This is a genomic window from Rhodococcus zopfii NBRC 100606 = JCM 9919, assembly GCF_001895025.1.
Taxonomy (GTDB): domain Bacteria; phylum Actinomycetota; class Actinomycetes; order Mycobacteriales; family Mycobacteriaceae; genus Rhodococcus; species Rhodococcus zopfii.
In genome coordinates this window covers 1-678 of the sequence record NZ_BCXI01000021.1, presented here as the reverse complement: position 1 = coordinate 678, position 678 = coordinate 1, and the positions used below count along the sequence as shown (strand labels likewise).

1 protein-coding gene is annotated in these 678 nt (G+C 67.8%); it reads right to left on the bottom strand.

The annotated features are described in order from the left end of the window. Nucleotides 1–678: RNA-guided endonuclease InsQ/TnpB family protein (locus tag RZ1_RS15530; RefSeq protein WP_139281859.1), on the bottom strand; the 678-nt coding region annotated here is incomplete at both ends.

The window sequence follows — 678 nt, the reverse complement described above, 5'->3', positions numbered from 1 at the left end:
CACGTTCGGCTCGACGGAAACCACCGGTCGACCTTGTGGAACGTCCGCCCGTACCGGGCGGCTTTCTCCTCGAGCATCCGGGTGAACATGCCCCACCCGGCGTCGTGCACCGATTTCGCCAACCGGGTCCGCGCCAGCCCCGTGACACACAGGGCCTCGACATGGATCGCTTGGTTCTCGCGGATCAGCGTCGTGGAGTGTTTGTGCGCCCAGTCCGTGCGGGCATCGGACACCCGGGCATGAGCCTTGGCGACTTCGATGCGGGCCTTGGCCCGGTTCCTGCTGCCTTTCTGCTTGCGGGACAGGTTCTGCTGCGCCCTGCGTAACCGTCGTTCGGCGCGGCGGAAGAACCTCGGCGACTCGATGACCGTGCCGTCCGAGAGCACCGCGAACGTGCTGAGCCCCAGATCGATCCCGACCTCGGTGTCGAGTTCCGGCAACGGCTCGTCGGTGGTGACGACCACGAACGAGGCGAAGTACCGTCCGGACGCGTCCTTGACGATCGTCACCGACGACGGCTCCGACGGCAGATCCCGGGACCAGGCGAGTTTCACATCGCCGATCTTCGGCAGCCGCAACATGCGGCCGTCGGTGACGGCGAAGCGGGCGTTGCGGGTGAACCGGATCGCCTGCCGGTTGTCGCGGCGGGACCGGAACCGCGGCGCCCCGACCCTGCGA